Here is a 25,011-nt window from a genome sequence, read left to right as displayed (position 1 = left end):
GTTCAATTGTTACCACCACGTAACTTACTCATGGGTTACCTCCAGTAATCCCCTCCCGTTACCGTCGGGTCACCTTGACAACCCCGGCGTACGCGAGGAGCGATTGATGGAACGCACCACCACCGCCGCAGCCGTGGCAGCCCTGCTGGCGGCAGCCGCCCTGGGCCTGGCCCCCCACCAGGCCCAGGCGGCTCCCGCCCCCGTCGCGGCAGTCGCCGCCGACGCCCCGGCGGCCTCGCCGGAACTGCGCTTCCACGACATCCCCGGCTCCGGCGGCATCACCCTCAAGGGCAACGTCTTCACCCCGGCCGGAGCCGTGAGCGGCCGGAAGTACCCGCTGATCGTGCTTCCCTCCAGCTGGGGCATGCCCCAGATCGAATACATCGCCCAGGCCAGGAAGCTCGCCGACTCCGGCTATGTCGTGGTCAGTTACACCTCCCGCGGCTTCTGGCTCTCCGGCGGGCAGATCGAGGTGGCCGGCCCGCCGGACATCGCCGACGTCAGCGCCGTCATCGACTGGGCCCTGGCCAACTCCCCCGCCGACGCGGGCCACATCGGCCTCGGCGGCGTCTCGTACGGCGCCGGCATCAGCCTGCTGGCCTCCGCCCACGACCCGCGCATCAAGGCCGTGGTCGCGATGAGCGGCTGGGCCGACCTCATCGAGTCCATCTACTCCGGCCGCACCCAGCACCTCCAGGCCGCCGGGGTACTCGGCGCCGCCGGCTACCTCACCGGCCGCCCCGGACCCGAACTCCAGTCGATCCTGGGCGACTTCCTCGGGTCCCGGCTGGACCGGGAGCAGCAGATGATCGAGTGGGGCAGGAAGCGTTCGGCCGCCGAACAGGTGGACCGGATCAATGCCAACGGCACCGCGATCATGCTCGGCAACGCCTGGGGCGACACGATCTTCCCGCCCAATCAGTACGCGAAGTTCTACGAGCGGCTGACCGGCCCCAAGCGCCTGGAGTTCCGGCCCGGGGACCACGCAACCGCCGAGGGCACCGGCCTGCTCGGCCTGCCCAACGACACCTGGACCAACGCCCACCGCTGGTTCGACCGCTACCTGAAGGGCGAGCGCAACGGCGTCGACACCGAGGCCCCGGTACAGGTCAAGTCCCGCAGCAACGACGGCTACGAGGGCTACGCGGACTGGAAGTCGGTCGGCTCGGGCGGCACCGAGAAGCTCGCGCTCTCCGACAGCGAGCACCTCTTCGCCAATGTCGACTCCGGCGCCAACGGCGGCATCGTCTTCCTCTCCAGCATCCTCGACCAGTTCGTCAAGGCGCCCCCGACCGCGTCCCTACCGCTGCTCCCCCGCGCCTTCGCCGCCGTCTGGCAGTCGGAGCGCTACGACACCGCGCGCCGGGTCCGCGGCACCGTCGCACTGCACACCACCGTCACTCCCACCAGGGCCGACGGCACCTTCGTCGCGTACCTCTACGACGTCGGCCCGCTCGGCATCGGCAAGCTCGTCAGCAACGCCCCGTACACCTTCCACGGCCGCACGCCGGGCCGGGCGTTCGGGGTGGACCTGGAGCTCTTCTCCACCGCCTACGACGTGCCCGCGGGCCACCGGCTCGCCCTCGTCATCGACACCGTCGACCCGCTCTACATCGAGCACAACCCCACGGGGGCGCAGCTGACCTTCTCCTCGCCGCGCTCCGACCCCTCGTACGTCTCGGTACCGCTGCGCGAGCAGTGACCGACGGCCGCCGCCGGTCCCTCAGTGCTTGAGGATCTTGGAGAGGAAGTCCCTGGCCCGGTCGCTCTCCGGAGCGGTGAAGAACTGCTCCGGAGTGCGGTCCTCGATGATGCGCCCGTCGGCCATGAAGACCACCCGGTTCGCGGCGGAGCGGGCGAAGCCCATCTCGTGGGTGACCACGACCATGGTCATGCCCTCGCGCGCGAGCTGCTGCATGACCTCCAGCACCTCGTTGATCATTTCCGGGTCGAGCGCGGAGGTGGGCTCGTCGAAGAGCAGGGCCTTGGGGTCCATGGCCAGGGCCCGGGCGATGGCCACGCGCTGCTGCTGGCCGCCGGAAAGCTGGGCGGGGAACTTCTCCGCCTGGTCGGCGAGGCCGACGCGGTCCAGGAGCTGCCGGGAGCGCTGGTCCGCCTCGCCCTTCTTGCGCCCGCGGACCTTGACCTGCGCGAGCGAGACGTTGGCGAGGACGGTCTTGTGCGCGAAGAGGTTGAAGGACTGGAAGACCATCCCGACCTCGGCGCGCAGCCGGGCCAGCTCCTTGCCCTCGGCGGGCAGCGGCTCCCCGTCCAGCAGGATCGTGCCCGACTCGACGGTCTCCAGCCGGTTGATCGCCCGGCACAGGGTGGACTTCCCGGACCCGGAGGGGCCGATGACCACCACCACCTCGCCGCGGCCGACGGTGAGGTTGATGTCCCGCAGGACGTGCAGCTGTCCGAAGTGCTTGTTGACGTCCCGCAGCTCGATCAACGGATCGACGGTCATGCGCTGCCCTGCTCACTCGGTGTCGGTGTCGGTGTGTCGAGGTCAGCGCAAACTATCCAGCCGCGGAAGGGCACTTCGCTCCGACACGCCGGGGCATCAGCCCTCGGAGGCCTCGGCGTACGCCTGGCTGAGTTCGGGGGATCCGGTCATCGCCCAGGACACCCCCGACTCGATCACGTTCAGCTCGCGGCCCGAGGCCAGCCGGATCACCGGCTGGCCGTTGGGCCACACGCGCCAGCCGGCCCCCGGGACGGTCCGGACGATCACGGTCCCGAGGTAGAAACCCGCGTCGTTGCCGAGCCAGGGCACCGCCTCGGGGTCCCGCCGCCAGCGCGGCATCAGCTGGTCCAGGGCTTCCAAGGAGCCCTGGCTCTCGTCGAGTTCGAGGCCGGCCGCCCGTGCCTGGACGCGCAGCATCTCGCACTCCGAGAACAGCTCGGCGACGCCCTCGGGATCGTCCGCGAGGGCGGCGGCGAGTCCCGCACCCTGTTCCGTTTCACGCCGGTTCAGCCAGTTGTCCAGGAAAGGGATGTTCATACCGCCCAGCGTCGCACCAGGATCCGCCGCTGGCCACAGGGCGCGCCTGGATCGGCCGGCCCGGATGGCGGCCGGCGGGTGCCGTCCGGCACTACCGGTCGAGGTCCAGGTCCACGACGACCGGCGCGTGGTCGGACGCGCCCTTGCCCTTGCGCTCCTCGCGGTCGACGTAGGCGTCGGTGACGGCCTTGGTGAAGGGCTCGTTCCCGTACACCAGGTCGATGCGCATGCCGCGGTTCTTGGGGAAGGCGAGCTGCCGGTAGTCCCAGTACGTGTACGGGCGGTCGTACTTGAGGGGGCGCGGCAGCACGTCGGAGAGCCCGGCGGCCCGCAGTGCCTCCAGGGCGGCCCGCTCGGCGGGCGTGACGTGGGTGAGGCCCGCGAAGACGGCCGGGTCGTAGACGTCCTCGTCGGTCGGGGCCACGTTGAAGTCGCCGAGCACCGCGAAGGGGCGCGGGCCGGCCGCGTCCTGCGCGACGGCCGTGGCCAGGGAGCGGAACCAGTCCAGCTTGTAGCCGTAGTGGTCGTGCTCGACCTCGCGGCCGTTGGGCACGTACACCGACCAGACCCGGACCCCGCCGCAGGTCGCGGAGATCGCGCGGGGCTCCTGGACGCCTTCGTAGTCGGGCCCGCCGGGCAGCCCGAGGACCACGTCGTCCAGGCCCACCTTGGAGAGCAGGGCCACGCCGTTCCACCGGCCGGTGGCGTTGACGGCCGATTCGTAGCCCAGCTCGCGCAGCTCGGCGTCCGGGAACTGCTCCGCCGAGCACTTGGTCTCCTGGATGCACAGGACATCGGTGCCGGAGCTCTCCAGCCAGGCCAGCAGGCGCGGCAGCCTGGCGGTGATGGAGTTGACGTTGAAGGTGGCGATACGCATGCGTTCCAACCTACCTCCAGCCACCGACACTCACAGGTCGGTGCTGTCCCCCGCGGTGAGTCGGCCGTGGTCGGTGCCGCCGAGGGCGTCCAGGGCGAAGTCGTAGACCGGCCGGGCGATGTCGGAGAGGTAGGCGTCGTGGATGTCGAGGGCCCGGCGCGGCTTGACCTCGCGGAGGTAGTCGATCACCTCGGAGACCTTGTTCCAGGGGGCGTGCACCGGGACCATCAGGGTCTCCACCGGCACCCCGGGCACGGTCAGGGCGTCCCCGGGGTGGAAGAGGGAACCCTCCACGAGGTAGCCGACGTTCGTGACCCGCGGGATGTCCGGGTGGATCTCCGCGTGCAGTTCCCCCTGCGCCTGGACCTCGAACCCGGCGGCGGTGAAGGCGTCGCCGTGGCCGACGGTGTGCACCCGGCCCGGATAGGCGGGGGCGAGCTTCTCCGCGACGCTGCGCAGGGTCCACAGCTCGGCCGCCGGGTTCGCGTCGAGGGCGGCCCGCAGCCGGCCCTCCTCGAAGTGGTCGGGGTGTTCGTGCGTGACCAGCAGGGCGTCCGCCCCCAGGCCCGCGTCCGGTTCACTGAAGGCGCCCGGGTCGATGACGAGCGTGCGCCCGTCCTTCTCCAACTGGACGCAGGAGTGCAGCCGCTTGGTGAGCTTCATGATCCCAGGCTAGCGGGGGACGGGCCCCGGTCAGGGGGTGGTCATGGAGACCACGTAGACCTTGGGCTTCCCGGGGTCGGTGAGGTCCACCGTGATGTCCCGGCTGGGGCGCGGGTCCGGCTGTTCCACGGTGGCCCCGTACCAGGTGGCCTCCGGGCTCCAGCTCCAGCCGGCGACCTCGGAGTCGTGCGGGGAGACCGAGACCTCGCCCTGCTTCAGCCCGGCCCGGCTGGTGCCGACGGCGGCGAGGAAGGCGTCCAGGTCCTCCGGGGTCACCGCGAACTGGGTGAACAGCCGGCTGGTGCGCCAGTTGTTGGTCTCCAGGAACCCGACCCGCCAGGCCTTCGGCGGGATCGGGACCTCGTAGATGCTCCGCTGCACCTTGGAGGGCCAGCCGGGGCGCACCTCGGACGCGCCGATCCGGGCGGCCTTGTCCCTGCCGCTCTCGCGGCTCTGCTGGGTGGAGATGGCGAGATAGCCCGCGGGTACGCCGACCAGCAGCAGGATGATGATCGCGGTGATCCAGCGGCGCTTGACGACGTGCCTGCGGTCCTCGGCGGTGGGCGGGGGCGTGTCGTCCGCGTCGGGGGCGGAGGCCTGGTGGGGCAGGGAGGGCGGTGTCACTGTTTTTCCTGGTCCTCGGGTACGGCGGGGTCGCGTCGGCCCAGCTGCTGCGCGTAGCGCTCGTACCGTTCGTAGCGCTCGACCCGCCGGCGGGTGGCGCGGCGGAAGCGCCGGGCGACGAGCCGGGCGAGGTCTGCGGCGCCGACCATGCCGGCCTCGGGGCCGAGCTGGGCCTTGGCGATGCGGGCCTCCGGCCGGTAGCCGCGGCCGGTGAGGTGGCGGCGGAAGGCGTCCCGGGCGGGGCCGATCAGCAGGTCGTCGGCGGCGCTGACGCCGCCGCCGATGACGAAGCAGGAGGGGTCGAGGGCGGCGGCGAGGTTCGCGATGCCGACGCCGAGCCACTGGCCGATGTCCTGGAGCAGCTCGACGCACATGGCGTCGCCCTCGCGGGCCAGCTCGGTGATGAGCGGCCCGGTGATCTCGTTGACGTTGCCGCCGACCCTGGCGATGATGTTGTACGCGACCGGGGAGTCGGCGGCGGCCAGCTCGCGGGCCTCGCGGACCAGGGCGTTGCCGGAGCTGTACTGCTCCCAGCAGCCCCGGTTGCCGCAGGGGCAGCGGTGGCCGCCGGGGACGACCTGCATGTGGCCGAATTCGCCGGCGACCCCGTAGCGGCCGCGCTTGACCTGGCCGCCTTCGAGGATGGCCCCGCCGATGCCGGTGCCGAGCGTGATCATGACGAGGTGGTCCTCGCCGCGTCCGGCGCCGAAGCGCCACTCGGCCCAGGCGGCGGTGTTCGCGTCGTTGTCGACCATGACGGGGACGGCGAGCCGGGACTGGAGCGCGTCGCGCAGCGGCTCGTCCCGCCAGGCCAGGTGGGGTGCGAACAGGACCCGGGAGCGGTCGGCGTCCACCCAGCCGGCGGCCCCGATGCCGACCGCGTGCACGTCGTGCCGGTCGGAGAGGTCGAGCACCAGCTCGACGATGGTGTCCTCGACGACCTTGGGGCTCTTGGACTTGTCCGGGGTCTCGGTGCGGATCTTCTCCAGGATGATGCCGTTGGCGTCGACGACCCCCGCCATCACCTTGGTGCCGCCGATGTCGATGCCGACGGTCGGGACGCGCGGGGCGGTCAGGTGCGACCGGCGCTCACGGGTGCCGATGGTCCGCAGGACGGTGCCTCGCGCCGACCCCCGGTGGGAGAGCGTGAAGTCCCGGTACGTGCTCATCGAGTCGTGTCGTCCCTCGTCGGTGGGGTGGTGCGGGAAGCCGGGTCGGCTGCGCCGGGTGGGGCGTCTGCCCCTGATTCTGCCACTCGCTCCAGTTCGTGGCTCAGTTCGTCCAGCTCGGAGCCGCCCGCCATCTGCCGGGTGAGCTCGTCGAGCGTGATCGAATCGCGGGTGTGGCTGCCCGCCATGGTGCCGCGCTTGAGGAGCACGAAACGGTCTCCCACCAGGTACGCGTGGTGCGGGTTGTGGGTGATCAGGACCACGCCCAGGCCCGCGTCGCGGGCGGCGGCGACGTACTTGAGGACCACGCCGGACTGCTTCACGCCGAGGGCCGCGGTGGGCTCGTCGAGGACGAGGACCTTGGCGCCGAAGTACACGGCGCGGGCGATGGCCACGCACTGGCGCTCACCGCCGGACAGGGTGCCGATGGGCTGGTCCACGTCGCGCAGGTCGATGCCCATGCGCAGCAGCTCGGCGCGGGTGGTCTCGCGCATGAGGTCCACGTCGAGGCGGCGCAGGGGCCCGCGGCCCTTGGTGGGCTCGGAGCCGAGGAAGAAGTTGCGCCACACGGGCATGAGCGGGACGACGGCGAGGTCCTGGTAGACGGTGGCGATGCCGCGGTCCAGGGCCGCGCGCGGGTTGGCGAGCACGGTCTCCTCGCCCTCGATCTCGAAGGTGCCCGCGTCGTGCCGGTGCAGCCCTGCGATGATCTTGATGAGGGTGGACTTGCCGGCGCCGTTGTCGCCGAGGACGCAGGTGATCTCGCCCGCCGAGACCTCCAGGGAGACCCCCTGGAGGGCGCGGATGTTGCCGTAGTACTTGCTGACGTCGGTCAGCTTCACGAGTGCCGTGGTCATGCCCGTGCCTCCGCCCGCTTGCGGACCCATGCGTTGAGCAGCGTGGCCAGCAGGAGCATCGCGCCGAGGAAGAACTTGAACCAGTCCGGGTTCCACTGGGCGTAGACGATGCCGTTGCTGGTCATGCCGAAGATGAAGGCGCCGACCGCCGAGCCGATGGCGGAGCCGTAGCCGCCGGTCATCAGGCAGCCGCCGATGACGGCCGCGATGATGTAGAGGAACTCGTTGCCGACGCCCTCGCCCGACTGGACCACGTCGAACGAGAAGAGGATGTGCTGTCCGGAGATCCAGGCGCACAGGGCGACGCCCATGTAGAGGCCGATACGGGTCTTCACGACGGGCACGCCGGTCGCGCGGGCCGCGTCGGCCCCGCCGCCCACGGCGAAGATCCAGTTGCCGGCGCGGGTGCGCAGCAGGATCCAGGTGGCCACGGCGACGATGGCGAACCACCACAGGATGGTGACCTTGAGGGTGACCGAGCCGATGTTCCACTGCGAGGCGAACAGGGCCCGCGCGGAGGAGAAGCCCTCCATGTCGGCGATCGTCTTGGTGGAGACCGAACCGCTGATCAGCTTGGTGAAGCCGAGGTTCAGGCCGGTCAGCATCAGGAAGGTGCCGAGCGTGATGATGAAGCTGGGCAGCTTGGTGCGGGTCAGCATGAAGCCGTTGAAGAAGCCGATGGCCAGTGTGACCAGCAGGGACACCGCGACGCCGACCCAGACGTTGGCGGTCATCTGGTAGCTGAACATCGAGCTCACCAGCGCGGAGGTCGTGACCATGACACCGGCGGAGAGGTCGAACTCGCCGCCGATCATCAGCAGGGCCACCGGAGCGGCCATGATCCCGATGGTGGAGGCCGAGTACAGGACCGTGCTGAGGCTGGAGGCCTGCAGGAAGCTGGGCGCGACGATGGAGAAGAAGACGAAGACGGCGGCGGCGCCGACCACCGAGCCCAGCTCCGGGCGGGCGAGCAGCTTGCGCACCACGGAGGTCGGCGCGAGCCGTTCGTCGACGGCGGCGTGCGTGCTCATCGGCTGCCCCGCTTGATGAACTCCTCCAGCTTGGAGGCCTCGGCGGCGGTGACGATCTGCGGTCCGGTGAGCACCGGGCGGCCGCCGCCGAGCACGTTCGCGTTGTAGCGGTACAGCCAGAGCAGGTCGATGGCCTCGTAGCCCTGGAGGTAGGGCTGCTGGTCGACGGCGAAGCCGAGGGCGCCGGACCTGAGGTCCCGGGCCACGGACGCGTTGAGGTCGAAGGTGTCGACCTCGGCCTTGCTGGCCGCCGCGTCCTTCGCCTTGATCGCGGTCGGGGCGAAGGGGGCGCCGAGGGTGACGATCGCGTCGACGGACGGGTCGGCCTGGAGCTTCGCCTGGATGGACGCCTGGACGGAGGGCATGTTGGTGCCCTCGACGTACAGGTTCTCCATCGTGCCGCTGAAGGTCTTCTTGGCCCCGGCGCAGCGCTGCTCGTGGCCGACGTTGCCCTGCTCGTGCAGGACGCAGACGGCCTTCTTGCGGCCGCGCTCGCTCAGCTCGGTGCCGACCGCCTCGCCGGCGATCTCCTCGTCCTGGCCGATGTGGGTCAGCGCGCCGTACTCGGCGGACTGGGCGGAGCCGGAATTGACCGTGACCACCGGGATGCCGGCCTTCACGGCCTTGGCGATGACGTCCTTGAGCGCCTCCGGCTTGGCGAGGCTGACGACGATCCCGTCGACCTTCTGGTCGATGGCGTTCTGCACGAACTGCGCCTGCTGCTGAGCCTGGTCGTCGTGGGCGTAGACGAAGTTGATGTTGTCCTTCGCCGCGGCCTCCTTGGCGCCCTTCTGGACGATGTCCCAGAAGGTGTCGCCGTCGCCCGCGTGCGTGACCATCGCGAAGGTCCAGCGCGGGGTGGAGACGGCGGGCCGGCCCGCCGCGGCGGCCTTCGCCCTCTCCTCGGCGCGCTTGCCACCCGTACTGCTGCAGCCCGCGAGCGAGGCCCCCAGTGCCGCCGCGAGCACCGCGCCCACGACGCGCACCCCTGTCCGAACCCTAGCCACGTCGCCGCGCCCTTCCCTCGTCATCGATTCGGTCCGTCGTCGAGCCGGTCACCAATCCGGTCATTCCGGCTCCATTCCGGTCCAGCCGCTCAGTATCCGCCACAGTCGACCACGAAGGGTCATCGGGGCACGCACGGGCAGGTTGACATGCGCGGGCGGATTGACAGGTTCCGCCGGCGGGGCCAGGTTGAGTGCATGCGCATCGGGCTGATCGGAACGGGCCGGATCGGGTCCTTCCACGCGGCGGTACTGGCCCGCCACCGGGAAGCCGGCTCGCTCCTGCTGGCGGACGCCGATCCCGCGCGGGCGGCGCGCCTCGCCGACCGGCTCGGGGCCACCGCCGCGCCCTCCGTGGAGCAGGTCTTCACCTGGGGCGTGGACGCCGTGGTGATCGCGTCCGCGACCGAGGCGCACGCGGACCTCGTCGTACGGGCCGTGCGCGGCGGGCTGCCGGTGTTCTGCGAGAAACCGCTGGCCCCGGACCTGAACCGGACCCTGGCGGCGCTGCGGGAGGTCGCGGCCGCGGGCGGGCTGCTCCAGGTGGGCTTCATGCGCCGCTTCGACGCGGGCTACGGCACGGCCCGCGAGCTGGTCCGTTCGGGCGCCCTCGGGCGGCTGCACACCGTCCGGACGATGACGGCCGATCCGGCGCCGCCGGCGGCCGCGTACCTGGCGACCTCCGGCGGGCTCTACCGGGACTGCCTGGTGCACGACTTCGACATGGTCCGCTGGGTGACCGGGCGCGAGGTGGTCGAGGTGTACGCGGCCGGGTCGGACGCGGGACCCGCCCTGTTCCGGGAGGCGGGCGACATCGACACGGCGGCGGCCGTGCTGACACTGGACGACGGAACCCTCGTCACGGCCACCGGCACGCGGTGCAACGGCGCCGGGTACGACGTGCGGATGGAGCTGGCCGGGGAGCTGGACCAGGTCTCGGTGGGGCTGGACGACCGGACTCCGATCGCCTCCACCGAACCGCACGGCCCGCCCCCGGCGAGCAAGCCGTGGACCGGCTTCCTGGAACGTTTCGCCCCGGCGTACGAGGCCGAGCTGGCGGCTTTCGTCCACCTGGTACGGGGCGAGGGGGTCAACCCGTGCGACGGCCGGGAGGCACTGGCGGCGTTCCGGATCGCGGAGGCCTGCGAGCTCTCGCGCCGGGAGCGGCGCCGGGTACGGCTGGAGGAGCTCCCGGACCTGCCGGTTCTGTAAGCGCACGGGCATTGGGCCACCCTAAGGCGGCGATCACCCGTGGCTGCGTCGTTTTCCGGACACGTGCTCGGACACCCTCCAGGCGGCCGGGGCGACGGCGCGGCGGCCCCACGCGGTGCCGGCGAGCACCAGGGCGGCGCCCGCGTAGCCGAGGGGGCCGAGGTACTCGCCGCCGATCGCGATGCCGGCGACCGCCGCCCACAGGGGTTCGGTGCCGAGCAGCAGGCTGACCCGGGAGGGCGAGGTGCGGCGCACGGCCCACATCTGCACGAAGAAGGCGAAGAGGGTGCAGAAGACGGAGAGGAAGGCCAGCCCGGCCCACTCCGCGGTCCCGAAATCGGCGGCGGCGGCCCAGGGGCTCGCCCCGGTCCCGGGCACGGCGGCCAGCAGCGCGAAGACGAGTACGGCCCCGCCGAGCTGCACGGTGGTCAGGGACAGTGCGTCGGCGTCCTGGACGGCTTCGATCCGGGCCATGAGCAGGACGTGCAGGGTCCGGGCGAGGGCGGCGCCGAGGATGAGCAGGTCACCGAGGCCGGGCGCGGTGAATCCGGCCCCCTGGGTGAGCAGTACGACGCCGACGACGGAGACGGCCGCGGCCCCGAGGAATCCGGTGGAGGGCGCCTGCCGCCGCACCGCGGCCTCGGCCAGCGGGGTGAAGATCATGGTCAGGCTGATGATCAGCCCGGCGTTGGTGGCGGAGGTGTGGACGACCCCGTAGGTCTCCAGGAGGAAGATCCCGCCGAGTACGAGTCCCAGCAGCCCGGCGGAGCGCAGCTGAGCGGCGCTCAGCGCGCGCAGCCGTGACCATCCGGCGACCGCCAGGACGGGCAGGACCAGGGCGAACCGCAGCACGAGCACGGCGATGACGGTGTGCGAGGTGGTGATGCCCTTGGCGGCGAGGTAGCTGCCGCCCCAGACGACGGCGACGGCCAGGACCGGAAGGTCGGCGAGCCAGGCCCGGCGGGGGGCGGCTTCGAGGGCCGGCGAGATCACGGTCATCGGAGGTCTCCAACGTCACGGAAGAAGTGGAGGCTTCGGCGGCTCGCACGGGTGCAGGGGGCACGCTACCGGAGCCGATCATGCCGGGCGACCTGTTTCCGGACCGTCCGCGCGGGGCCCGTAGCATCGGATGCATGGCTGATCTCTACGCCCTGGACCTGGCGTTCGACCTGCTCGACAGCACGCCGGACACCGTACTCGCGGAAGTCCGGCGCCAACTGGCACCGGACACCGGTCTCCTCTGCGCCCGCGGACCCGCGTGGCGCGTCCGGGGCGTGCTCGTCGGGGAATTCGCCCCGACCGAACACGGCGGCTGGGCGCTGACGGCCCGCCAGGAGATCCACGCGGAACAGCTCCCGGACCTGGAGGACTTCCTGCTGTCGTGGCCCCCCACATCCGCCCGCCGGGCCCGGTCGGCCGCATCCGCCACTACGAGCACGAGGCCCCGGACCTGCTGGTCCTGCGCGAGGGCCGCGTGGTCCAGCTCGCCCTCGACCCGCGCTAGACGGCCCGGCGGCCTACGCGGCCCGGTTCAGCCGACCGTGCCGAAGGTGGCCCGCCCCGTCGGCCGGTAGGTGTGGATGGCGGTTCCGGCCGACGTCGTACGGGATTGCGTCACCTCGAAGGCGGTCGGCAGCCCACCGGTCGAGAACAGCTTCCGCCCCGCGCCCAGGAACACGGGGAAGACCAGCAGGTTCAGCTCGTCCACGAGGTCCCGGGCCAGCAGCCACTGCGCGAGCTGCCCGCTGCCGTGCACCTGCAGCTCCCCCTCCAGCACGTCCTTGACCCGGACGATCTCGCTCTGCAGGTGCTCGCCGTCGAGCACGGTGGCCGGGCCCCAGGCCGGATCCTTGAGCGTGGTGGAGGCCACGTACTTCGGCAGCCGGTTCAGGTTGCCCGCGATGGGGTCGGCCGGATCGTCGTGGTGCGGCCAGTACCCGGCGAAGATCTCGTAGGTGCGCCGCCCGAGCAGGAAAGCCCCGGTCCGCCCGAAGACCTCCTTGACGAACTCCAGCATCCCCTCGTCGGCGAACGGCGCCAGCCAACCGCCGTACTCGAACCCGCCGCTGCGATCCTCCTCCGGCCCCCCGGGTGCCTGCATCACGCCGTCGAGGGTCACGAAGGTGGTCAGGGTCAGCTTTCCCATGGCTCTGCGCTCCTAGCTCGGTCGTCCCTACACGAGTGCAGACTCCCCGACCCCCGCATGCTCATCGCGACGCCACGCACGCCCCCGCAGGAACGCGGGGTCGGATTCCTGCCAGCGCCGTCGACCCCCCCGGGAGTTTGATTGAACTCGCAACCAACTGGCGGGCAATCGAGGGAGGAACGTCATGGACGGCAAGGTGGCACTGGTGACGGGTGGCAGCAGGGGGATCGGGGCCGCGACGGTCTTGCGTCTGGCCGAGGAGGGCGCGGATGTCGTGTTCACCTACGCGAGCAGCGAGGAGGCCGCGGCCGAGGTGGCGGGCAAGGTCGAGGCGCTCGGGCGGCGGGCGCTGGCGGTGCGGGCCGACGCCGGGGATCCGGGGGCCGGCGCCCTCGCGGTGGGGCGGGCCGTGCGGGAGTTCGGGCGGCTCGACGTCCTGGTCAACAACGCGGGCGTGGGCGTGCTCGGGCCGCTGGAGGCGCTGACCGCGGCCGACGTGGAGCGGGTGCTCGCGGTCAACGTCCGCGGGGTGTTCACCACCACCCAGGCCGCGGCCGCCGAACTGGGGCGCGGCGGGCGGATCATCACCATCGGCAGCTGCATCACCCAGCGGGTCCCGGGCCCCGGCGGAACGCTCTACGCGATGAGCAAGTCGGCGCTGACCGGGCTGACGAAGGCCCTCGCCCGGGAGCTGGGCGGGCGCGGGATCACCGCGAACATCGTTCACCCGGGGCCGGTGGACACCGACATGAACCCGGCGGACGGGCCCCACGCGGGGCCGCAGGCGGCGATGACCGCCCTGGGGCGCTTCGGCACACCGGGCGAGGCGGCCGCCATGGTGGCCTTCCTGGCCGGGCCCGGGGCGGCGTACGTCACCGGGGCGGAGTTCGCCGTCGACGGCGGACACGCCGCGTAGGGGAACTCCTGAGGCGTGCTCTACCAGCCCATGTCCCTGGCCACCTCTTCCCGGGCTGCGGCGACCTCTTCCGCGGTGGACTCGACGACGTCCACGTCCTCCAGGCGCGCCAGCAGGTCTGCGAGAGCCTGCTTCTGAGCCGGATGCGTGATCGGTACGGCGTTCAGGTCGGTGTTCAGGTCGGTGTTCATCAGCCAGTCGAACAGCACGATGGCATCGGATCGCCACAGGCAGAGATCGACGGTTGGCGTGGATCCCCACGGGAAACCGTTTTCCATCAGGGCATCATGCCAGGCCGGCGGCGTGCCGGGCGTCGCAGCTCAACTCAGGGCAGGCCCTGGTGGGCGGGCGCGGCGCCCGGTCAGGGGAGCCAGCGGCCGTCCGTCATCAGCTGACGGCCCGCCATCTCGTTGACCTCGCGCCACGCCTGGATCCACACCGGCGTGATCCGGAAGTACGGGTAGGGCGTCGCGAAACCGCTCGGGTCGAAGCCCGTGTGGGCCGCGAAGGCCTCCCGTACGGCCGGCGCGAGGTCGGCCGCCTCCACCGTCTTCGCGGTGCCCTCCACCAGGACCACGTCCCGGGTGACGCCGAAGGCCAGCCGGACGCGGCCGTTCGCGATCAGGTTGCGGGCGGTGGGGTTGGTCCGCTGGGTGGAGACGAGGAAGGTCTCGCCGTCCCGGAGGAAGGAGAGCGGGACCATGCAGGGGACGCCGTCCGCATCGGCGGTGGCCACCCACACGTCCACGTCGTTCTCGAAGCGGGCCAGGGTGTCCTTGAGGCGCTCCTCGTGCGTGCGCGGCTGCGCGGGGATGGTCTGGATGGTCTGCTCCGTCATGCGGGCACGCTCCTGTCCGTACCGGTCGGCCCCCGGGCGGAGCCGCCGCGCCCCACTGTGCCCCACGCGCAAGGGAGTTCGTACGGGAGGGCTCATGCCGAGGGGGCGCACCGCGTCGCGGTGCGCCCCCTCGGACCGGGCCCGACCCCGGGAGTGTCGGCTCCCGGGGCGGTCGAACGGGTGGCGTCAGCCGCCCAGCTCCTGGTGGCGGGCGGTCAGCGCGGCCTCGCCGGCCTCCGTCAGGGAGCCGTACAGGCGCAGGCGGGAGAAGCCGCCGTCCGGGAAGATGTCGATCCGGACGTGCGTGCCGACCGCAGGGGCGTCCAGCACGAAGCGGTGGTTGGTGTCGGGCTGCAGGCGGGTGCGCGGCAGGAACTCCGTCCACTCGCCCTCCTCGCCCGTCCTGACGGAGAGGGAGGCCCAGCCGGCCGAGTTGCCCTTGAGGTACGCGGTGTCGATCTCGACGGCGCGGATCTCGGACTCGGTGACGAGCTGGTAGCGGATCCAGTCGTTGCCGTTGTCGCGGCGGCGCGCGGTCTCCCAGCCGTCGTCCATCTTGCGGGAGCGGCCCGGGTTGATGGTGTTGGTCGGCGGGGAGTAGAAGCGGTTGGAGGCGTCCTGGACGGAGCCGCCGTTCTCCAGGGCCACCACGTCGAAGGAGCCGAGCGCGGCGAGCCACTTCGGGTCGGGCAGGACCTCGCCGTAGACGCGCAGGCGGGCGATGCCGCCGTCCGGGTGCTGGTTGACGCGCAGGTGCGTGAAGCGCTGCTCGGCGCTCACCTCGAAGCCGTTGGCCGCGTGGCCGCCGACCGCCGTGCGCGGGACCAGGGTGGTCCACTTCACGTCGTCGCCGAGGAGCTCCTCGGGGGTCGGCGCGCCGTCGACCGAGGCGCCCTCGATGGAGACGGCCTGCGGCATGTTGCCGCGGAAGTGGGCGGTGTCGACGACGATGCCGCGGATGACGCCGGGGGCGCCCAGGCGGACGAGCGCCCAGTCGTGGTCCTCGGCGGTCGGCCAGGGCCGGGTGGCGGAGACACCGCGGCGGCGGCGGGTCTCCCAGCCGTCCATGATCTTGCCCTTGTGGCCGAAGTGCTCGGGGTCGAAGTGCGCGGCCTCGGCGATGAGGAGGTTCTCGCGCTGGGCGAAGAACTCGTCGTTGGCAGCGATGACGCCGGCGCCCAGCTCACGGGCGGCGAGGTTCGCGTACTGGGTGAACGGGAAGTCCGCGGTGCGGTAGTCCGCGTACGGGTCGCCGCCTCCGTACGGGTTCGCGTTGCCGGTGAAAGAAGGAATCGCCACTGTCAGTTCTGCCTTTCGAGGAGGAGGCCCGTGGGCTCGGTCGGGGTCCCGCGGTCGGCGATCTGCGCACCGCGCAGCCAGGTGGACTTCACGACGCCGTGCAGGGTCTTGCCCGCGTACGCCGTGACCTGGTTGCGGTGGTGGAGCTCGGCCGGGTCCACAGTGAACGTTTCTTCGGGGGCGAGCACGGCGAAGTCGGCGTCGCGGCCGGCCTCGATCGCGCCCTTCTGCGCCAGGCCGGCCAGCGCGGCCGGGGCCGCGGACATCCAGCGGACCACGTCCTCCAGGGTCCGGCCGCGGCGGCGCGCCTCGGTCCAGATGGCGGGCAGGCCCAGCTGGAGGGAGGAGATGCCGCCCCACGCGGTGGAGAAGTCGCTGGTCTTCAGGTCCGCGGTGGAGGGCGAGTGGTCGGAGACGATGCAGTCGATGGTGCCGTCGGCGAGCGCGTCCCACAGGAGGTCCTGGTTGGCGGCCTCGCGGATCGGCGGGCAGCACTTGAACTCGCTGGCGCCGTCCGGCACTTCCTCGGCCGTGAGGGTGAGGTAGTGCGGGCAGGACTCGACGGTGATCTTGACGCCCTCGGCCTTGGCGGCGGCGATCAGCGGCAGCGCGTCGGAGGACGACAGGTGCAGTACGTGGACGCGCGCGTTCAGCCGCTTCGCCTGGGCGATCAGGTTGCCGATCGCGGTGTTCTCGGCGTCGCGCGGGCGGGAGGCGAGGAAGTCGGCGTACTTGGGGCCGGGGACGACCGGGGCGGCGTCGAGGTGGCGCGGGTCCTCGGCGTGCACGATCAGCAGGCCGCCGAAGCCGGTGATCTCGGCGAGGGAGGTGGCCAGCTGCTCCTGGTCGAGCTCGGGGAACTCGTCCACGCCCGAGGGCGACAGGAAGCACTTGAAGCCGTAGACGCCGGCGTCGTGCAGCGGGCGCAGGTCCTTGACGTTGTCGGGCAGGGCGCCGCCCCAGAAGCCGACGTCCACGTGCGCCTTGGCACGGGCGACCTCCTGCTTGACGCGCAGGTTGTCGGTCGTGGTGGTCGGCGGCAGGGAGTTCAGCGGCATGTCGAGGATCGTGGTGATGCCGCCGGCCGCCGCGGCGCGGGTGGCCGTCCAGAAGCCCTCCCACTCGGTGCGGCCCGGGTCGTTCACGTGGACGTGGGTGTCGACCAGGCCGGGGAGCAGGACGTCGTCGCCGAAGTCCTCCAGCCGGGCTCCGGCCGGTACCTCCGCCTCGTACGCCAGCACGGCCGTGATCTTCCCGCCGGCGACGGCCACCGAAGCGGCACGCGTCCCCTCGGGGGTGATGACGCGCGTCGAGCGCAGTACCAGTTCCACAGCCGCGTCGGCCACCGGAACCTCCCCATCTACTTCCACAGAGCGAAATTCAACGTTCTGTTGACGGAGTCTTCCCGGCGATCCCGGAGCAGTCAAGGGCGCCCGGACGGACCACTGACACACCAGGACTGCAATTGGATGTTTCCACAGGATGGAATTAGGATTTCACTATCCAGAATGTAGCTACCACTACCGGGAACCGGGCAGGTAACTTCCCGAGGACGTCCGCCACCAGGACAAACCGCCTCTGACCGGCGGCGACGGTCCCCACCCAGCACTGGGACCGACGCCGACCGCCGGGTAGGCTGCTCCCTTGCCTGCCAGCACCGAAAGGACCGCGCCGTGCCGACGTCCAGCGCCAGCACCACCGACGCTTCCTCAAAGACCCCTGCCGCCAGCGGTGGCGTCCAGTCCCTTGAGCGCGCCTTCGATCTGCTCGAACGTATGGCCGATGCCGGGGGGGAGGTCGGCCTGAGCGAGCTCTCCGCCGCCAGCGGTCTGCCCCTGCCCACGATCCACCGCCTGATGCGCACCCTGGTGGCGTGCGGTTACGTCCGCCAGCAGCCCAACCGACGGTACTCCCTCGGCCCGCGTCTGATCCGCCTCGGCGAGTCCGCGTCGCGGCTGCTGGGCACCTGGGCGCGCCCCTACCTCGCCCGCCTGGTCGAGGAGACCGGGGAGACGGCGAACATGGCCCTGCTCGACGGCGACGAGATCGTCTACGTCGCCCAGGTGCCGTCCAAGCACTCCATGCGCATGTTCACCGAGGTCGGGCGCCGGGTGCTCCCGCACTCCACCGGCGTGGGCAAGGCGCTCCTCGCCTACACCCCCGCCGACGAGGTACGGGCCCTCCTCGCGCGCACCGGCATGCCGGCGGCGACCGAGAAGACCATCACCACGCCCGAGGGCTTCCTCGACGCGCTGGAGCAGGTCCGCAAGGTGGGCTACGCGGTCGACGACAACGAGCAGGAGATAGGAGTCCGCTGCCTCGCCGTCTCCGTGCCGAACTCGCCGACCGCCGCCGCGATCTCCATCTCGGGTCCGGCGGGCCGGGTCACCGAGGCCGTGGCCGAGTCCTTCGTGCCGATCCTGCAGGGCGTCGCCGCCGAGCTGTCGGTGGCCCTGTCCAACCAGACCCCCGCCTAGGACTTGTCCGGCGGCGCAGCACACGGTCGCACGAAGGCCCCGGTCGTCCCTCGGAGCGAGGGACGACCGGGGCCTTTTCGTACGGGCCCTCGCAGGCCTCTCGGGGCGCCCGCTCAGGAGGCCCGTACGCCGCTCAGGACGCCGGGACCGGTGCCCGGCTCCGGGCTCTGCGTCAGGCGGCCGTCGGCCATCATGGCCGTACGGTCCATCCGCTCCAGGTGGGCGTGGTCGTGGGTGACCACGACCGTGGCGGTGGACCGCTCTCGGGTCAGGGTGACCAGCAGGTCCAGCACGGCGGCGCCGCGCTCGTGGTCCAGGGCGCTGGTCGGCTCGTCGACCAGCAGCACGGCGGGCTCGTTCATCAGGGCACGGGCGATGTTGATCCGCTGGCGCTGGCCGCCGGAGAGCTGGTGCGGCCGCTTGCCGGCCTTGTCCGCCAGGCCCACCGCGTCCAGCAGCTCCAGCGCGCGGCGGCGCAGGGCCTTGGAGGGCCGGCCGGAGAGGTGCGCCATGACCTGGAGCTGTTCGGCGGCGGTCAGCGAGGCCAGCAGGTTCGGCTGCTGGAAGACGATGCCGATCTTCTCCCGGCGCAGGGCCGCCTTCTCGGCGGCGCTGAGCCCCGCCGTGTCCCGGCCCGCGACGACGACCCGGCCGGAGTCCGGGGTGACCAGGGTGGCGGCGACCGCGAGCAGGCTGGACTTGCCGGATCCGGAGGGTCCGATCACGGCCGTCAGCATGCCGGCGGGCACCTCCAGACCGACCGCGTCGAGGGCGGTCAGCCGGCTCTCGCCGTCGGGGTAGGTGAGCGTGACGTCGTGGACGAGCAGGGTCATCGGGCGCTCCCGAGGGCGGTCAGCGGGTCGACGGCGGTGATCCGCCGGATGGACAGGGCCGCGCCCAGCGCGCCGAGCACGATCATGATCGCGGCGGGGACGAGGACCGTGGCGGCGTCGAGCACGAAGGGGACGTTCCCGCCGCTGATCAGCGCGCCGAAGCCGGCGGCCAGCGCCGTGCCCAGCCCGGTGCCGATGGCGAGCATCACCACGGCCTGGCCGAGGGCGTCCTTCAGCAGGTACGGGGTGGAGGCACCCAGTGCCTTCAGGACGGCGATGTCGCCGCTGCGCTGGATCGTCCACACCGTGAAGAAGGCCCCTATCACCAGGGCGGAGATGACGAAGAGGAAGCCGCGCATCAGCTGGAGCGAACCGTTCTCGGCCTGGTACGAGCCTATGGCGCCCAGGGCCTCGTCGACGGTCTGGGCCCTGGTGGCGGCCGCCTCGTCCGCGGCGGCGAAGTCGATGCCGCTGCCGGAGACGGCGACGACGGTGGCGAGGGTGTCGATGGAGGTACCGGGGTTGCCGATGCGCTGCCAGTCGTTGAGGTCCATCCAGACGACCGGGGTGTGGCTGTAGGCGGCGGTTCCGGAGACGGCGGCCACGGTCAGTTCGAGCGGGCCGATCTTGAGCTTGGCGCCGGCGGTGAGGCCGCCGAGCTCCTTGGCGGCCTTCTCGGCGAGGACCACCCGGCCCTGGGCGAGGCCGGTCCGCTGCGGCCCTAGCCGGCCGGCGGGGTCCACGCCGAAGACCGAGACGGCGGCGGTGCGCTCACCCGAGACGGCGTTGGTGGTACGGATGCCGAGCGGCTCCGCCGACGTCACCCCGGGCTGTTTGCGCCAGGCCAGCCAGGCGGATTCGGGGATTTGGGAGTTGGTGAAGGACACCTTCTGGTCCCCGGTGGGCGCGGCGAAGGCCAGGTGTGAGGCGGGCAGGCCGGTGAGGGCCGAGATGTTCTCCCGGGCCAGGCCGGACGTGAGCCCGGACAGCAGGCCGACCAGCAGCGTGATCAGCAGGACGACCGAGCCCATGAGGGCGAAGCGTCCCTTGGCGAACCGTAGATCTCTCCATGCGACGAACATGTTCCCCACCTTGGTCTTCCGCGTGGACACAAGGCATCGCGCCACAGTAGTGATCCTCGTATCGAAAGGCGCACCGGGACATCAAACTTTCGGTTGACCGGGGCGGGCCGGGCCCGACTTACGCTGGTCCGGCCATGACTGCTCCCGCTGCCCCCCTTCCCCCCGTTGCCCGCGCCCTCACCCCGGTGTCGAAAGTGCTGCGGCTGTGCCTGCACGCGCTGCTCTTCGGGCTGCTCGCACTCGCCGCCGGCCGGGCCGTGGCCGACTCCGCGCCCCGGGCCGCCTGGGTGATCGCCGCCTGCGCGGTACTGGCCGCCGTCTACGCGGCCGGCGTACGAGCCCCCGCCGTGCACAGCTCGCCGCGCGCCGGGGCGGTGTGGCTGGCCGGGCTCGGCGCGGCCTGGGCGGCGCTGCTGGCGCTCTCCCCCGACGGGCTCTGGATCGCCTTCCCGCTGTACTTCCTGGAGCTGCACCTGCTGCGGCTGCGCTGGGGCGTCGCGGCCGTCGCGGTGACCGCCTGCGCGGCCATCGGCGGGTTCCTCGCGCACAGCAGCACGGTGACCCCCGGGGCCTTCCTGGGGCCGCTGCTGGGCGGCGCCGTGGCGGTGGCGACCGTGCTGGGCTACCAGGCGCTGTACCGCGAGAGCGAGCGCCGCCGCGAGCTGATCGAGGAGCTCATCACCACCCGGGCCGAGCTGGCCGCGGCCGAGCGGGGCGCCGGGATCCTGGCCGAGCGGGAGCGGCTCGCCCGGGAGATCCACGACACCCTCGCCCAGGGCCTGTCCTCCATCCAGCTGCTGCTGAGGGCCGCCGAGCGGGCGCTGCCGCAGGAGGCTCCGGCGCTGGAACACATCGCCCGGGCCCGGGAGGCCGCCCAGGAGAACCTCGCCGAGGCGCGCCGCTTCGTACGGGCCCTCACCCCGCCGGACCTGGAGCACGGGTCGCTCGCCGCCGCGCTGGAGCGGCTGTGCGCGGGGGTGCCGGGGCCGAGGGTGCGGTTCTCGCTGAGCGGCAGCCCGCGGGTGCTGCCCACCCCGTACGAGGTGGCCCTGCTGCGGATCGCGCAGTCGGCGCTGGCCAATGTGGTGCGGCACGCGCGGGCCGGGCGCGCCGAGATCACCCTGACCTTCATGGACGCCTCGGTCACGCTGGACATCGTCGACGACGGACGCGGCTTCGACCCCTCCTCGGCAGCGTCGGGTTCCGGCGACGGCGGCTTCGGGCTGCCCGCGATGCGCTCGCGCGCCGAGACGCTGGGCGGGCTGTTCACCGTGGAGTCCGACCCGGGCCAGGGCACCGCCGTGGCCGTCACCCTGCCGCTGCCCCTGGAGGCCTGACGATGACGATCCGGCTGCTGCTCGCCGACGACCATCCGGTGCTCCGGGCGGGGCTGCGCGCGGTCCTGGACACCGAGGCGGACTTCGCGGTGGTGGCCGAGGCCGCGACCGCCGAGCGGGCGGTGGAGCTGGCTGCGTCCGAGCCGGTGGACGTGGTCCTGATGGACCTCCAGTTCGGGCCCGGCCCCGGCATGCACGGCTCCGAGGCGACGGCCCTGATCACCGCCCGCCCGGGCTCCCCCCGGGTGCTGGTCCTGACGACGTACGACACGGACGCGGACATCCTGGCGGCGGTGGAGGCGGGCGCCTCCGGCTATCTGCTCAAGGACGCCCCGCCGGAGGAACTGGCGGCGGCGGTGCGTACGGCCGCGGCGGGCCAGTCGGCACTGGCCCCGGCGGTGGCGCTGCGGCTGATGGACCGGATGCGGACCCCGGCGGAGGCGCTGACGAAGCGGGAGCTGGAGGTGCTGCAGCTGGTCGCGGACGGCCTGTCCAACCAGCAGATCTCGAAGAAGCTCTTCCTGAGCCAGGCCACGGTCAAGTCCCACCTGGTGCACATCTACGCCAAGCTCGGCGTCGACTCCCGCACCTCGGCGGTCGCGGCGGCCGCCACCCGACGGCTGATCCGCACGCCGTAGGGGGGCCAGCCCCCGGGCGGACACACCGGGCCACCGGCGCGTGCGGGACCCGGGTCCGGCGGGAGCATCGGGGTGTCGAGACCCCTTACCCGAGAGCGAGCCTCCGATGCCTGCCACGTCCGCCGCCGCACACCGTTCCGTACCGCACCGCACCCCCGGCCCGCCGCCCGCCCCCGTCCGGGCCGCCTTCGCGCTGTGGGTCACTGCCGTGGCCGCCGGCGCCTTCGAGACCGCCCTGATGGTCGGCCGCGATCCGGCCGAGGGGTTCGGCGCGGGCCTGGCGGTACGGCTGGCCGTGTTCACCGCTGCCGTGCTGGTCGCCGTACGCATGCGCCGCGGGGCCGGCTGGGCCCGGATCACCCTCGCCATCGGCCTCGGCGTCCTCGGTATTGCCTCGCTGGTCGTCGAGCCGCTCGGATACCTCCTCGACGGCGGGTCGCCCGCCGACGCGCTGACGCGCGCGGACGCCCTGGAGTGGGTCTTCGGCGCCAGCCGGACCGTCCACCTGGCGGCCGTGCTGACGGCGGTGGCCCTGATGTTCCGCCCGGCGGCGAACGCGTACTTCCGCAGGGCCTGACCGGGGCCGGAAGGCCTACGCCACCCAGTGCGGGCGGTCCACCGCCGACGGCAGCGGGACCCCGTCGTGGAAGGCGCTCGCGAGGCGGCGGACGCCCTCCTCCAGGCGGTCGGCGGAGAGCGTGTACGGGATCCGGAGGCGGTGTTCGAAGGTTCCCGGGTCCACGCCGAAGCGGGCGCCCCGGCCGATGTGGACGCCGGCGGCCGCGGCCCGCTCGGCCAGGGCGGAGCTGACCGCCTCGCCCAGGTCGACCCAGAGCGAGAGCCCGCCCGGCGGGATGCGCCAGGACCATTCCGGCGTGTGCCGCTGGAGCGACTGCACCAGGGCCTCGCGCTGGATCCGCAGCTGCGCGAGCCGTGCGGGCAGGGTCCGGTCCATGTCGTCCATCAGCGGGAGCGCGACCAGCTGGTCGAGGACCGAGCCGGTCATGTCGGCCGAGACCCGTACGGCCGTCAGCTCGGCGATCATCTTCGCGGTGGCCCGGATCCAGCCCACGCGCAGGCCGCCCCAGTGCGTCTTGCTGAGCGAGCCGATGGTGATCACGTGCTCGGCGCCGCCGCGCGGCGCGAGGGAGGCCAGTGGCGCGGGCGCTGGCACGTCCAGCGCGATGTCCGCGATGGTCTCGTCGACGACCAGCCAGGTCCCGGTCGCACGGGTCGCCGCGAGCAGCCGCAGCCGCTGCTCCGGCGGCATCAGCGCGCCCGTCGGGTTGTGGAAGTCGGGGATCACGTACGCCATCCTCGGTACGGTCTGGCGCAGTGTGGACTCGGCTATCTCCATGTCCCAGCCCGCGTCGGAGACCGCGATGGAACCGGTGCGCAGCCGTGCATGGCGCAGCGCGTCGAGGGCGTTGGCGTAGGTGGGGTTCTCGGTCACGACCCGGTCCCCGGCCCGGCAGAGCAGGCTGACGACCACGCTGAAGGCCTGCTGGGCGCCGGACGTGAGCAGGATCTGCTCGGGGCGCGTGGGCAGCCCGCGCGCGCTGAACCGCTCGGCGACGGCCGTGCGCAGGTCGGGCAGGCCGAAGGGGTGGTAGCCGGGGCTGCGGGCGAGCTGGGGCAGGCGCGGTGCGGCCCAGGCGAAGGCCTCGGCGAGGCTGCCCTCGGGGGCGCCCATGGCGGCGATGGCGAGGTCGATGCCCGGTTCGCCGTCCGCGCGGCCGCCGATCCCCCCGACGATGGCGTGTGCGCCGACCGGGCGGTGGCCGTCGGGGAGTTCGGTCCAGGTGCCGGAGCCGCGCCGGCTGCGGACGTAGCCGCTCTCGCGCAGCAGGTCGTAGGCGCCGGTGACGGTGGCCCGGCTGGCGCCGACGGCCTCGGCTAGCTCGCGTTCGGCGGGCAGCCGGACGTGCAGGGCGATCCGGCCGTCGAGGATCAGGGTGCGGACGGCGTCGGCGAGCGCCCGGTAGCCGGGGCGGGCCAGGACCTCCGCGGGCAGCAGGGCGGCGAGCTGTCGGCTGCCGATCGTTCTGTCCGCTGTCTGGACCACTCGCCCGTTTGCCATGCCAACCTCCCCTGATTGGCTCTGACGGCCAGGCCAATCGAGGACCAGACTCGCCGTATTGGCCCCCGATTGGCAAGGAGAAGCCCCCATGCTGACCGACCGTGACGAACGCGCCCTGCTGGCTGCCGCCGAGAACCGGATCTCCCGGCCGGTGCGCGTCGGGGCCGTGCTGGACTCCGTACGACGCACGCTGGCGCGGCGCTCACGGGATGGCGTGCAGGAGCGAGAATCGGTGACATGCCAGCCAACTCCCACTCCGATGCACCAGTGATCGCGGGCCTGCTCCTGGCGGCCGGCGGCGGCCGCCGACTCGGCGGGCGGCCCAAGGCCCTGCTCCCCTACCGCGGCCGCCCGCTGGTCGAGAACGCCGTACGGGTCCTGCGCGAGGCGGGCTGCGGTCCGGTGCACGTGGTGCTCGGCGCCTCGGCGTCCGAGGTCCGCGAGCAGGCCGATCTGGCCGGCTGCGTGGTCGTGGACAACCCGGACTGGGCGGAGGGGATGGGCTCCTCGCTGCGGGTCGGCCTCACCTCGCTGGCCGGTACGGACGCCCGCGCGGCCCTGGTCTCGCTGGTGGACCAGCCGGGCATCGGCCCGGCGGCCGTGGCCCGGGTCCGGGAGGCCTACCGCTCCCCCGCGAGCCTGGTGGCGGCGGCGTACGACGGGGAGCGCGGCCACCCGGTGCTGTTCGGGGCGGACCGCTGGGCGGACATCGCGGCGACGGCGACGGGCGACAAGGGCGCGCGCGTGCACCTTGCACGACATGCCGGAGAGCTCATGCTGGTGGAGTGCTCGGACATCGCGGAGGCGTTCGACATCGACACGCCGCCCGACCTGGTGCGTCTGCTCTGAGCACGGCGTGACGGCCCTGGCACTGAGGGCCACCGGAGAGTGGAATCTGTCGACTCAGAGAATCTCGACATCAAC

At 72.4% G+C, this 25,011-nt stretch carries 28 protein-coding genes; 10 read left to right on the top strand and 18 right to left on the bottom strand.

Features of this window, described 5'->3' with window-relative positions; all coding sequences use genetic code 11:
• Positions 1-106 precede the first annotated feature (106 nt).
• Positions 107-1,702, top strand: coding sequence for a CocE/NonD family hydrolase (locus OG332_RS36120; protein WP_327417407.1), 1,596 nt, complete (start codon positions 107-109; stop codon positions 1,700-1,702).
• A gap of 21 nt (positions 1,703-1,723) precedes the next feature.
• On the opposite strand, the gene OG332_RS36115 is transcribed toward OG332_RS36120, so the two are convergent.
• The 9 genes from OG332_RS36115 to OG332_RS36075 form a co-directional block, all read right to left on the bottom strand.
• Positions 1,724-2,467 carry an amino acid ABC transporter ATP-binding protein gene (locus tag OG332_RS36115; RefSeq protein ID WP_327417406.1) on the bottom strand — a complete coding sequence of 248 codons (744 nt, stop codon included), beginning with the start codon at positions 2,465-2,467 and terminating at the stop codon, positions 1,724-1,726.
• A gap of 96 nt (positions 2,468-2,563) precedes the next feature.
• The gene (locus OG332_RS36110; RefSeq protein WP_327417405.1) at positions 2,564-3,004 is read right to left on the bottom strand and encodes a DUF6278 family protein; all 441 of its coding nucleotides are present in this window, start codon (positions 3,002-3,004) and stop codon (positions 2,564-2,566) included.
• Between the two features lie 91 nt (positions 3,005-3,095).
• A complete protein-coding gene (locus OG332_RS36105) occupies positions 3,096-3,881 on the bottom strand; it encodes an exodeoxyribonuclease III (protein WP_327417404.1) in 786 nt (261 codons plus the stop codon).
• Positions 3,882-3,911: 30 nt separating this feature from the next.
• Positions 3,912-4,544 carry an MBL fold metallo-hydrolase gene (locus OG332_RS36100; protein WP_327417403.1) on the bottom strand — a complete coding sequence of 211 codons (633 nt, stop codon included), beginning with the start codon at positions 4,542-4,544 and terminating at the stop codon, positions 3,912-3,914.
• A 30-nt stretch (positions 4,545-4,574) separates the two neighbouring features.
• Complete coding sequence (locus OG332_RS36095; protein WP_327417402.1) at positions 4,575-5,168, bottom strand: hypothetical protein; 594 nt, start codon at positions 5,166-5,168, stop codon at positions 4,575-4,577.
• Positions 5,165-6,337, bottom strand: coding sequence for an ROK family glucokinase (locus OG332_RS36090; RefSeq protein ID WP_327417401.1), 1,173 nt, complete (start codon positions 6,335-6,337; stop codon positions 5,165-5,167). Before OG332_RS36090 ends, OG332_RS36095 begins: the two co-directional genes overlap by 4 nt.
• Entirely contained in the window at positions 6,334-7,194 is an 861-nt protein-coding gene (locus OG332_RS36085) for an ATP-binding cassette domain-containing protein (RefSeq protein ID WP_327417400.1), read from the bottom strand. Before OG332_RS36085 ends, OG332_RS36090 begins: the two co-directional genes overlap by 4 nt.
• Positions 7,191-8,225, bottom strand: coding sequence for an ABC transporter permease (locus OG332_RS36080; RefSeq protein ID WP_327417399.1), 1,035 nt, complete (start codon positions 8,223-8,225; stop codon positions 7,191-7,193). Before OG332_RS36080 ends, OG332_RS36085 begins: the two co-directional genes overlap by 4 nt.
• Positions 8,222-9,232, bottom strand: coding sequence for a substrate-binding domain-containing protein (locus tag OG332_RS36075; RefSeq protein ID WP_442816259.1), 1,011 nt, complete (start codon positions 9,230-9,232; stop codon positions 8,222-8,224). The genes OG332_RS36080 and OG332_RS36075 overlap by 4 nt, the downstream gene beginning before the upstream one ends.
• Positions 9,233-9,427: 195 nt before the next feature.
• Between OG332_RS36075 and OG332_RS36070 the strand changes: the two genes are divergently transcribed.
• Positions 9,428-10,441, top strand: a complete 1,014-nt coding sequence (locus OG332_RS36070) for a Gfo/Idh/MocA family protein (protein ID WP_327417398.1) — start codon at positions 9,428-9,430, stop codon at positions 10,439-10,441.
• Positions 10,442-10,474: 33 nt separating this feature from the next.
• On the opposite strand, the gene OG332_RS36065 is transcribed toward OG332_RS36070, so the two are convergent.
• A complete protein-coding gene (locus OG332_RS36065; protein WP_327417397.1) occupies positions 10,475-11,440 on the bottom strand; it encodes a DMT family transporter in 966 nt (321 codons plus the stop codon).
• Positions 11,441-11,822: 382 nt separating this feature from the next.
• Between OG332_RS36065 and OG332_RS36060 the strand changes: the two genes are divergently transcribed.
• Entirely contained in the window at positions 11,823-11,945 is a 123-nt protein-coding gene (locus tag OG332_RS36060; protein ID WP_327417396.1) for a hypothetical protein, read from the top strand.
• 27 nt (positions 11,946-11,972) lie between these two features.
• On the opposite strand, the gene OG332_RS36055 is transcribed toward OG332_RS36060, so the two are convergent.
• Positions 11,973-12,587: a dihydrofolate reductase family protein gene (locus tag OG332_RS36055; protein ID WP_327417395.1), complete on the bottom strand. Its 615-nt coding sequence runs from the start codon at positions 12,585-12,587 to the stop codon at positions 11,973-11,975.
• A 184-nt stretch (positions 12,588-12,771) separates the two neighbouring features.
• Between OG332_RS36055 and OG332_RS36050 the strand changes: the two genes are divergently transcribed.
• Positions 12,772-13,503, top strand: coding sequence for an SDR family oxidoreductase (locus tag OG332_RS36050; RefSeq protein ID WP_327417394.1), 732 nt, complete (start codon positions 12,772-12,774; stop codon positions 13,501-13,503).
• 20 nt (positions 13,504-13,523) lie between these two features.
• On the opposite strand, the gene OG332_RS36045 is transcribed toward OG332_RS36050, so the two are convergent.
• The 4 genes from OG332_RS36045 to allB all read right to left on the bottom strand — a co-directional run bounded on the left by OG332_RS36045 (position 13,524) and on the right by allB (position 16,986).
• The gene (locus tag OG332_RS36045) at positions 13,524-13,712 is read right to left on the bottom strand and encodes a hypothetical protein (RefSeq protein WP_327417393.1); all 189 of its coding nucleotides are present in this window, start codon (positions 13,710-13,712) and stop codon (positions 13,524-13,526) included.
• Between the two features lie 152 nt (positions 13,713-13,864).
• Positions 13,865-14,341, bottom strand: coding sequence for a pyridoxamine 5'-phosphate oxidase family protein (locus tag OG332_RS36040; RefSeq protein WP_327417392.1), 477 nt, complete (start codon positions 14,339-14,341; stop codon positions 13,865-13,867).
• Between the two features lie 186 nt (positions 14,342-14,527).
• Positions 14,528-15,640: an allantoicase gene (alc, locus tag OG332_RS36035; RefSeq protein WP_327417391.1), complete on the bottom strand. Its 1,113-nt coding sequence runs from the start codon at positions 15,638-15,640 to the stop codon at positions 14,528-14,530.
• 2 nt (positions 15,641-15,642) lie between these two features.
• A complete protein-coding gene (gene allB, locus OG332_RS36030) occupies positions 15,643-16,986 on the bottom strand; it encodes an allantoinase AllB (RefSeq protein ID WP_327417390.1) in 1,344 nt (447 codons plus the stop codon).
• Between the two features lie 327 nt (positions 16,987-17,313).
• Between allB and OG332_RS36025 the strand changes: the two genes are divergently transcribed.
• Complete coding sequence (locus tag OG332_RS36025; RefSeq protein WP_326587139.1) at positions 17,314-18,117, top strand: IclR family transcriptional regulator; 804 nt, start codon at positions 17,314-17,316, stop codon at positions 18,115-18,117.
• 113 nt (positions 18,118-18,230) lie between these two features.
• On the opposite strand, the gene OG332_RS36020 is transcribed toward OG332_RS36025, so the two are convergent.
• Both OG332_RS36020 and OG332_RS36015 read right to left on the bottom strand, forming a co-directional pair.
• Positions 18,231-18,950 (bottom strand): ABC transporter ATP-binding protein, encoded by a 720-nt coding sequence (locus OG332_RS36020; RefSeq protein ID WP_327417389.1) that lies wholly within the window; start codon positions 18,948-18,950, stop codon positions 18,231-18,233.
• The gene (locus tag OG332_RS36015; protein WP_327417388.1) at positions 18,947-20,032 is read right to left on the bottom strand and encodes an ABC transporter permease; all 1,086 of its coding nucleotides are present in this window, start codon (positions 20,030-20,032) and stop codon (positions 18,947-18,949) included. Before OG332_RS36015 ends, OG332_RS36020 begins: the two co-directional genes overlap by 4 nt.
• Before the next feature lie 134 nt (positions 20,033-20,166).
• Here OG332_RS36015 and OG332_RS36010 point away from each other — a divergent pair, with 134 nt between their 5' ends.
• From OG332_RS36010 to OG332_RS36000, 3 genes are all read left to right on the top strand, one after another.
• On the top strand, positions 20,167-21,369 hold the full coding sequence (locus OG332_RS36010; protein ID WP_327417387.1) for a sensor histidine kinase: 1,203 nt from the start codon (positions 20,167-20,169) through the stop codon (positions 21,367-21,369).
• 2 nt (positions 21,370-21,371) lie between these two features.
• Complete coding sequence (locus OG332_RS36005; RefSeq protein ID WP_327417386.1) at positions 21,372-22,007, top strand: response regulator transcription factor; 636 nt, start codon at positions 21,372-21,374, stop codon at positions 22,005-22,007.
• A gap of 106 nt (positions 22,008-22,113) precedes the next feature.
• On the top strand, positions 22,114-22,584 hold the full coding sequence (locus tag OG332_RS36000; protein ID WP_327417385.1) for a hypothetical protein: 471 nt from the start codon (positions 22,114-22,116) through the stop codon (positions 22,582-22,584).
• Positions 22,585-22,599: 15 nt separating this feature from the next.
• Here OG332_RS36000 and yczR read toward each other — a convergent pair whose 3' ends face one another.
• Complete coding sequence (yczR, locus tag OG332_RS35995; protein WP_327417384.1) at positions 22,600-24,087, bottom strand: MocR-like transcription factor YczR; 1,488 nt, start codon at positions 24,085-24,087, stop codon at positions 22,600-22,602.
• A gap of 88 nt (positions 24,088-24,175) precedes the next feature.
• Between yczR and OG332_RS35990 the strand changes: the two genes are divergently transcribed.
• Positions 24,176-24,358, top strand: a complete 183-nt coding sequence (locus OG332_RS35990; RefSeq protein WP_327417383.1) for a hypothetical protein — start codon at positions 24,176-24,178, stop codon at positions 24,356-24,358.
• Positions 24,325-24,936, top strand: a complete 612-nt coding sequence (locus OG332_RS35985; protein ID WP_327417382.1) for a nucleotidyltransferase family protein — start codon at positions 24,325-24,327, stop codon at positions 24,934-24,936. Before OG332_RS35990 ends, OG332_RS35985 begins: the two co-directional genes overlap by 34 nt.
• The last annotated feature ends 75 nt before the right edge of the window (positions 24,937-25,011 follow it).

It is taken from the genome of Streptomyces sp. NBC_01233 (genome assembly GCF_035989305.1).
Classification (GTDB): domain Bacteria; phylum Actinomycetota; class Actinomycetes; order Streptomycetales; family Streptomycetaceae; genus Streptomyces.
Note: the sequence above shows the minus strand (reverse complement) of the source record. Positions and strands in the feature narration are given on the sequence as shown.

Bases quoted from the DNA above. Each gene is read 5' to 3' on its own strand.
- OG332_RS36120 (WP_327417407.1), top strand. From the start codon at position 107: ATGGAACGCACCACCACCGCCGCAGCCGTGGCAGCCCTGCTGGCGGCA.
- OG332_RS36115 (WP_327417406.1), bottom strand. From the start codon at position 2,467: ATGACCGTCGATCCGTTGATCGAGCTGCGGGACGTCAACAAGCACTTC.
- OG332_RS36110 (WP_327417405.1), bottom strand. From the start codon at position 3,004: ATGAACATCCCTTTCCTGGACAACTGGCTGAACCGGCGTGAAACGGAA.
- OG332_RS36105 (WP_327417404.1), bottom strand. From the start codon at position 3,881: ATGCGTATCGCCACCTTCAACGTCAACTCCATCACCGCCAGGCTGCCG.
- OG332_RS36100 (WP_327417403.1), bottom strand. From the start codon at position 4,544: ATGAAGCTCACCAAGCGGCTGCACTCCTGCGTCCAGTTGGAGAAGGAC.
- OG332_RS36090 (WP_327417401.1), bottom strand. From the start codon at position 6,337: ATGAGCACGTACCGGGACTTCACGCTCTCCCACCGGGGGTCGGCGCGA.
- OG332_RS36085 (WP_327417400.1), bottom strand. From the start codon at position 7,194: ATGACCACGGCACTCGTGAAGCTGACCGACGTCAGCAAGTACTACGGC.
- OG332_RS36080 (WP_327417399.1), bottom strand. From the start codon at position 8,225: ATGAGCACGCACGCCGCCGTCGACGAACGGCTCGCGCCGACCTCCGTG.
- OG332_RS36070 (WP_327417398.1), top strand. From the start codon at position 9,428: ATGCGCATCGGGCTGATCGGAACGGGCCGGATCGGGTCCTTCCACGCG.
- OG332_RS36065 (WP_327417397.1), bottom strand. From the start codon at position 11,440: ATGACCGTGATCTCGCCGGCCCTCGAAGCCGCCCCCCGCCGGGCCTGG.
- OG332_RS36055 (WP_327417395.1), bottom strand. From the start codon at position 12,587: ATGGGAAAGCTGACCCTGACCACCTTCGTGACCCTCGACGGCGTGATG.
- OG332_RS36050 (WP_327417394.1), top strand. From the start codon at position 12,772: ATGGACGGCAAGGTGGCACTGGTGACGGGTGGCAGCAGGGGGATCGGG.
- OG332_RS36040 (WP_327417392.1), bottom strand. From the start codon at position 14,341: ATGACGGAGCAGACCATCCAGACCATCCCCGCGCAGCCGCGCACGCAC.
- OG332_RS36020 (WP_327417389.1), bottom strand. From the start codon at position 18,950: ATGACCCTGCTCGTCCACGACGTCACGCTCACCTACCCCGACGGCGAG.
- OG332_RS36015 (WP_327417388.1), bottom strand. From the start codon at position 20,032: ATGTTCGTCGCATGGAGAGATCTACGGTTCGCCAAGGGACGCTTCGCC.
- OG332_RS36010 (WP_327417387.1), top strand. From the start codon at position 20,167: ATGACTGCTCCCGCTGCCCCCCTTCCCCCCGTTGCCCGCGCCCTCACC.
- OG332_RS36005 (WP_327417386.1), top strand. From the start codon at position 21,372: ATGACGATCCGGCTGCTGCTCGCCGACGACCATCCGGTGCTCCGGGCG.
- OG332_RS36000 (WP_327417385.1), top strand. From the start codon at position 22,114: ATGCCTGCCACGTCCGCCGCCGCACACCGTTCCGTACCGCACCGCACC.
- yczR (WP_327417384.1), bottom strand. From the start codon at position 24,087: ATGGCAAACGGGCGAGTGGTCCAGACAGCGGACAGAACGATCGGCAGC.
- OG332_RS35990 (WP_327417383.1), top strand. From the start codon at position 24,176: ATGCTGACCGACCGTGACGAACGCGCCCTGCTGGCTGCCGCCGAGAAC.
- OG332_RS35985 (WP_327417382.1), top strand. From the start codon at position 24,325: ATGCCAGCCAACTCCCACTCCGATGCACCAGTGATCGCGGGCCTGCTC.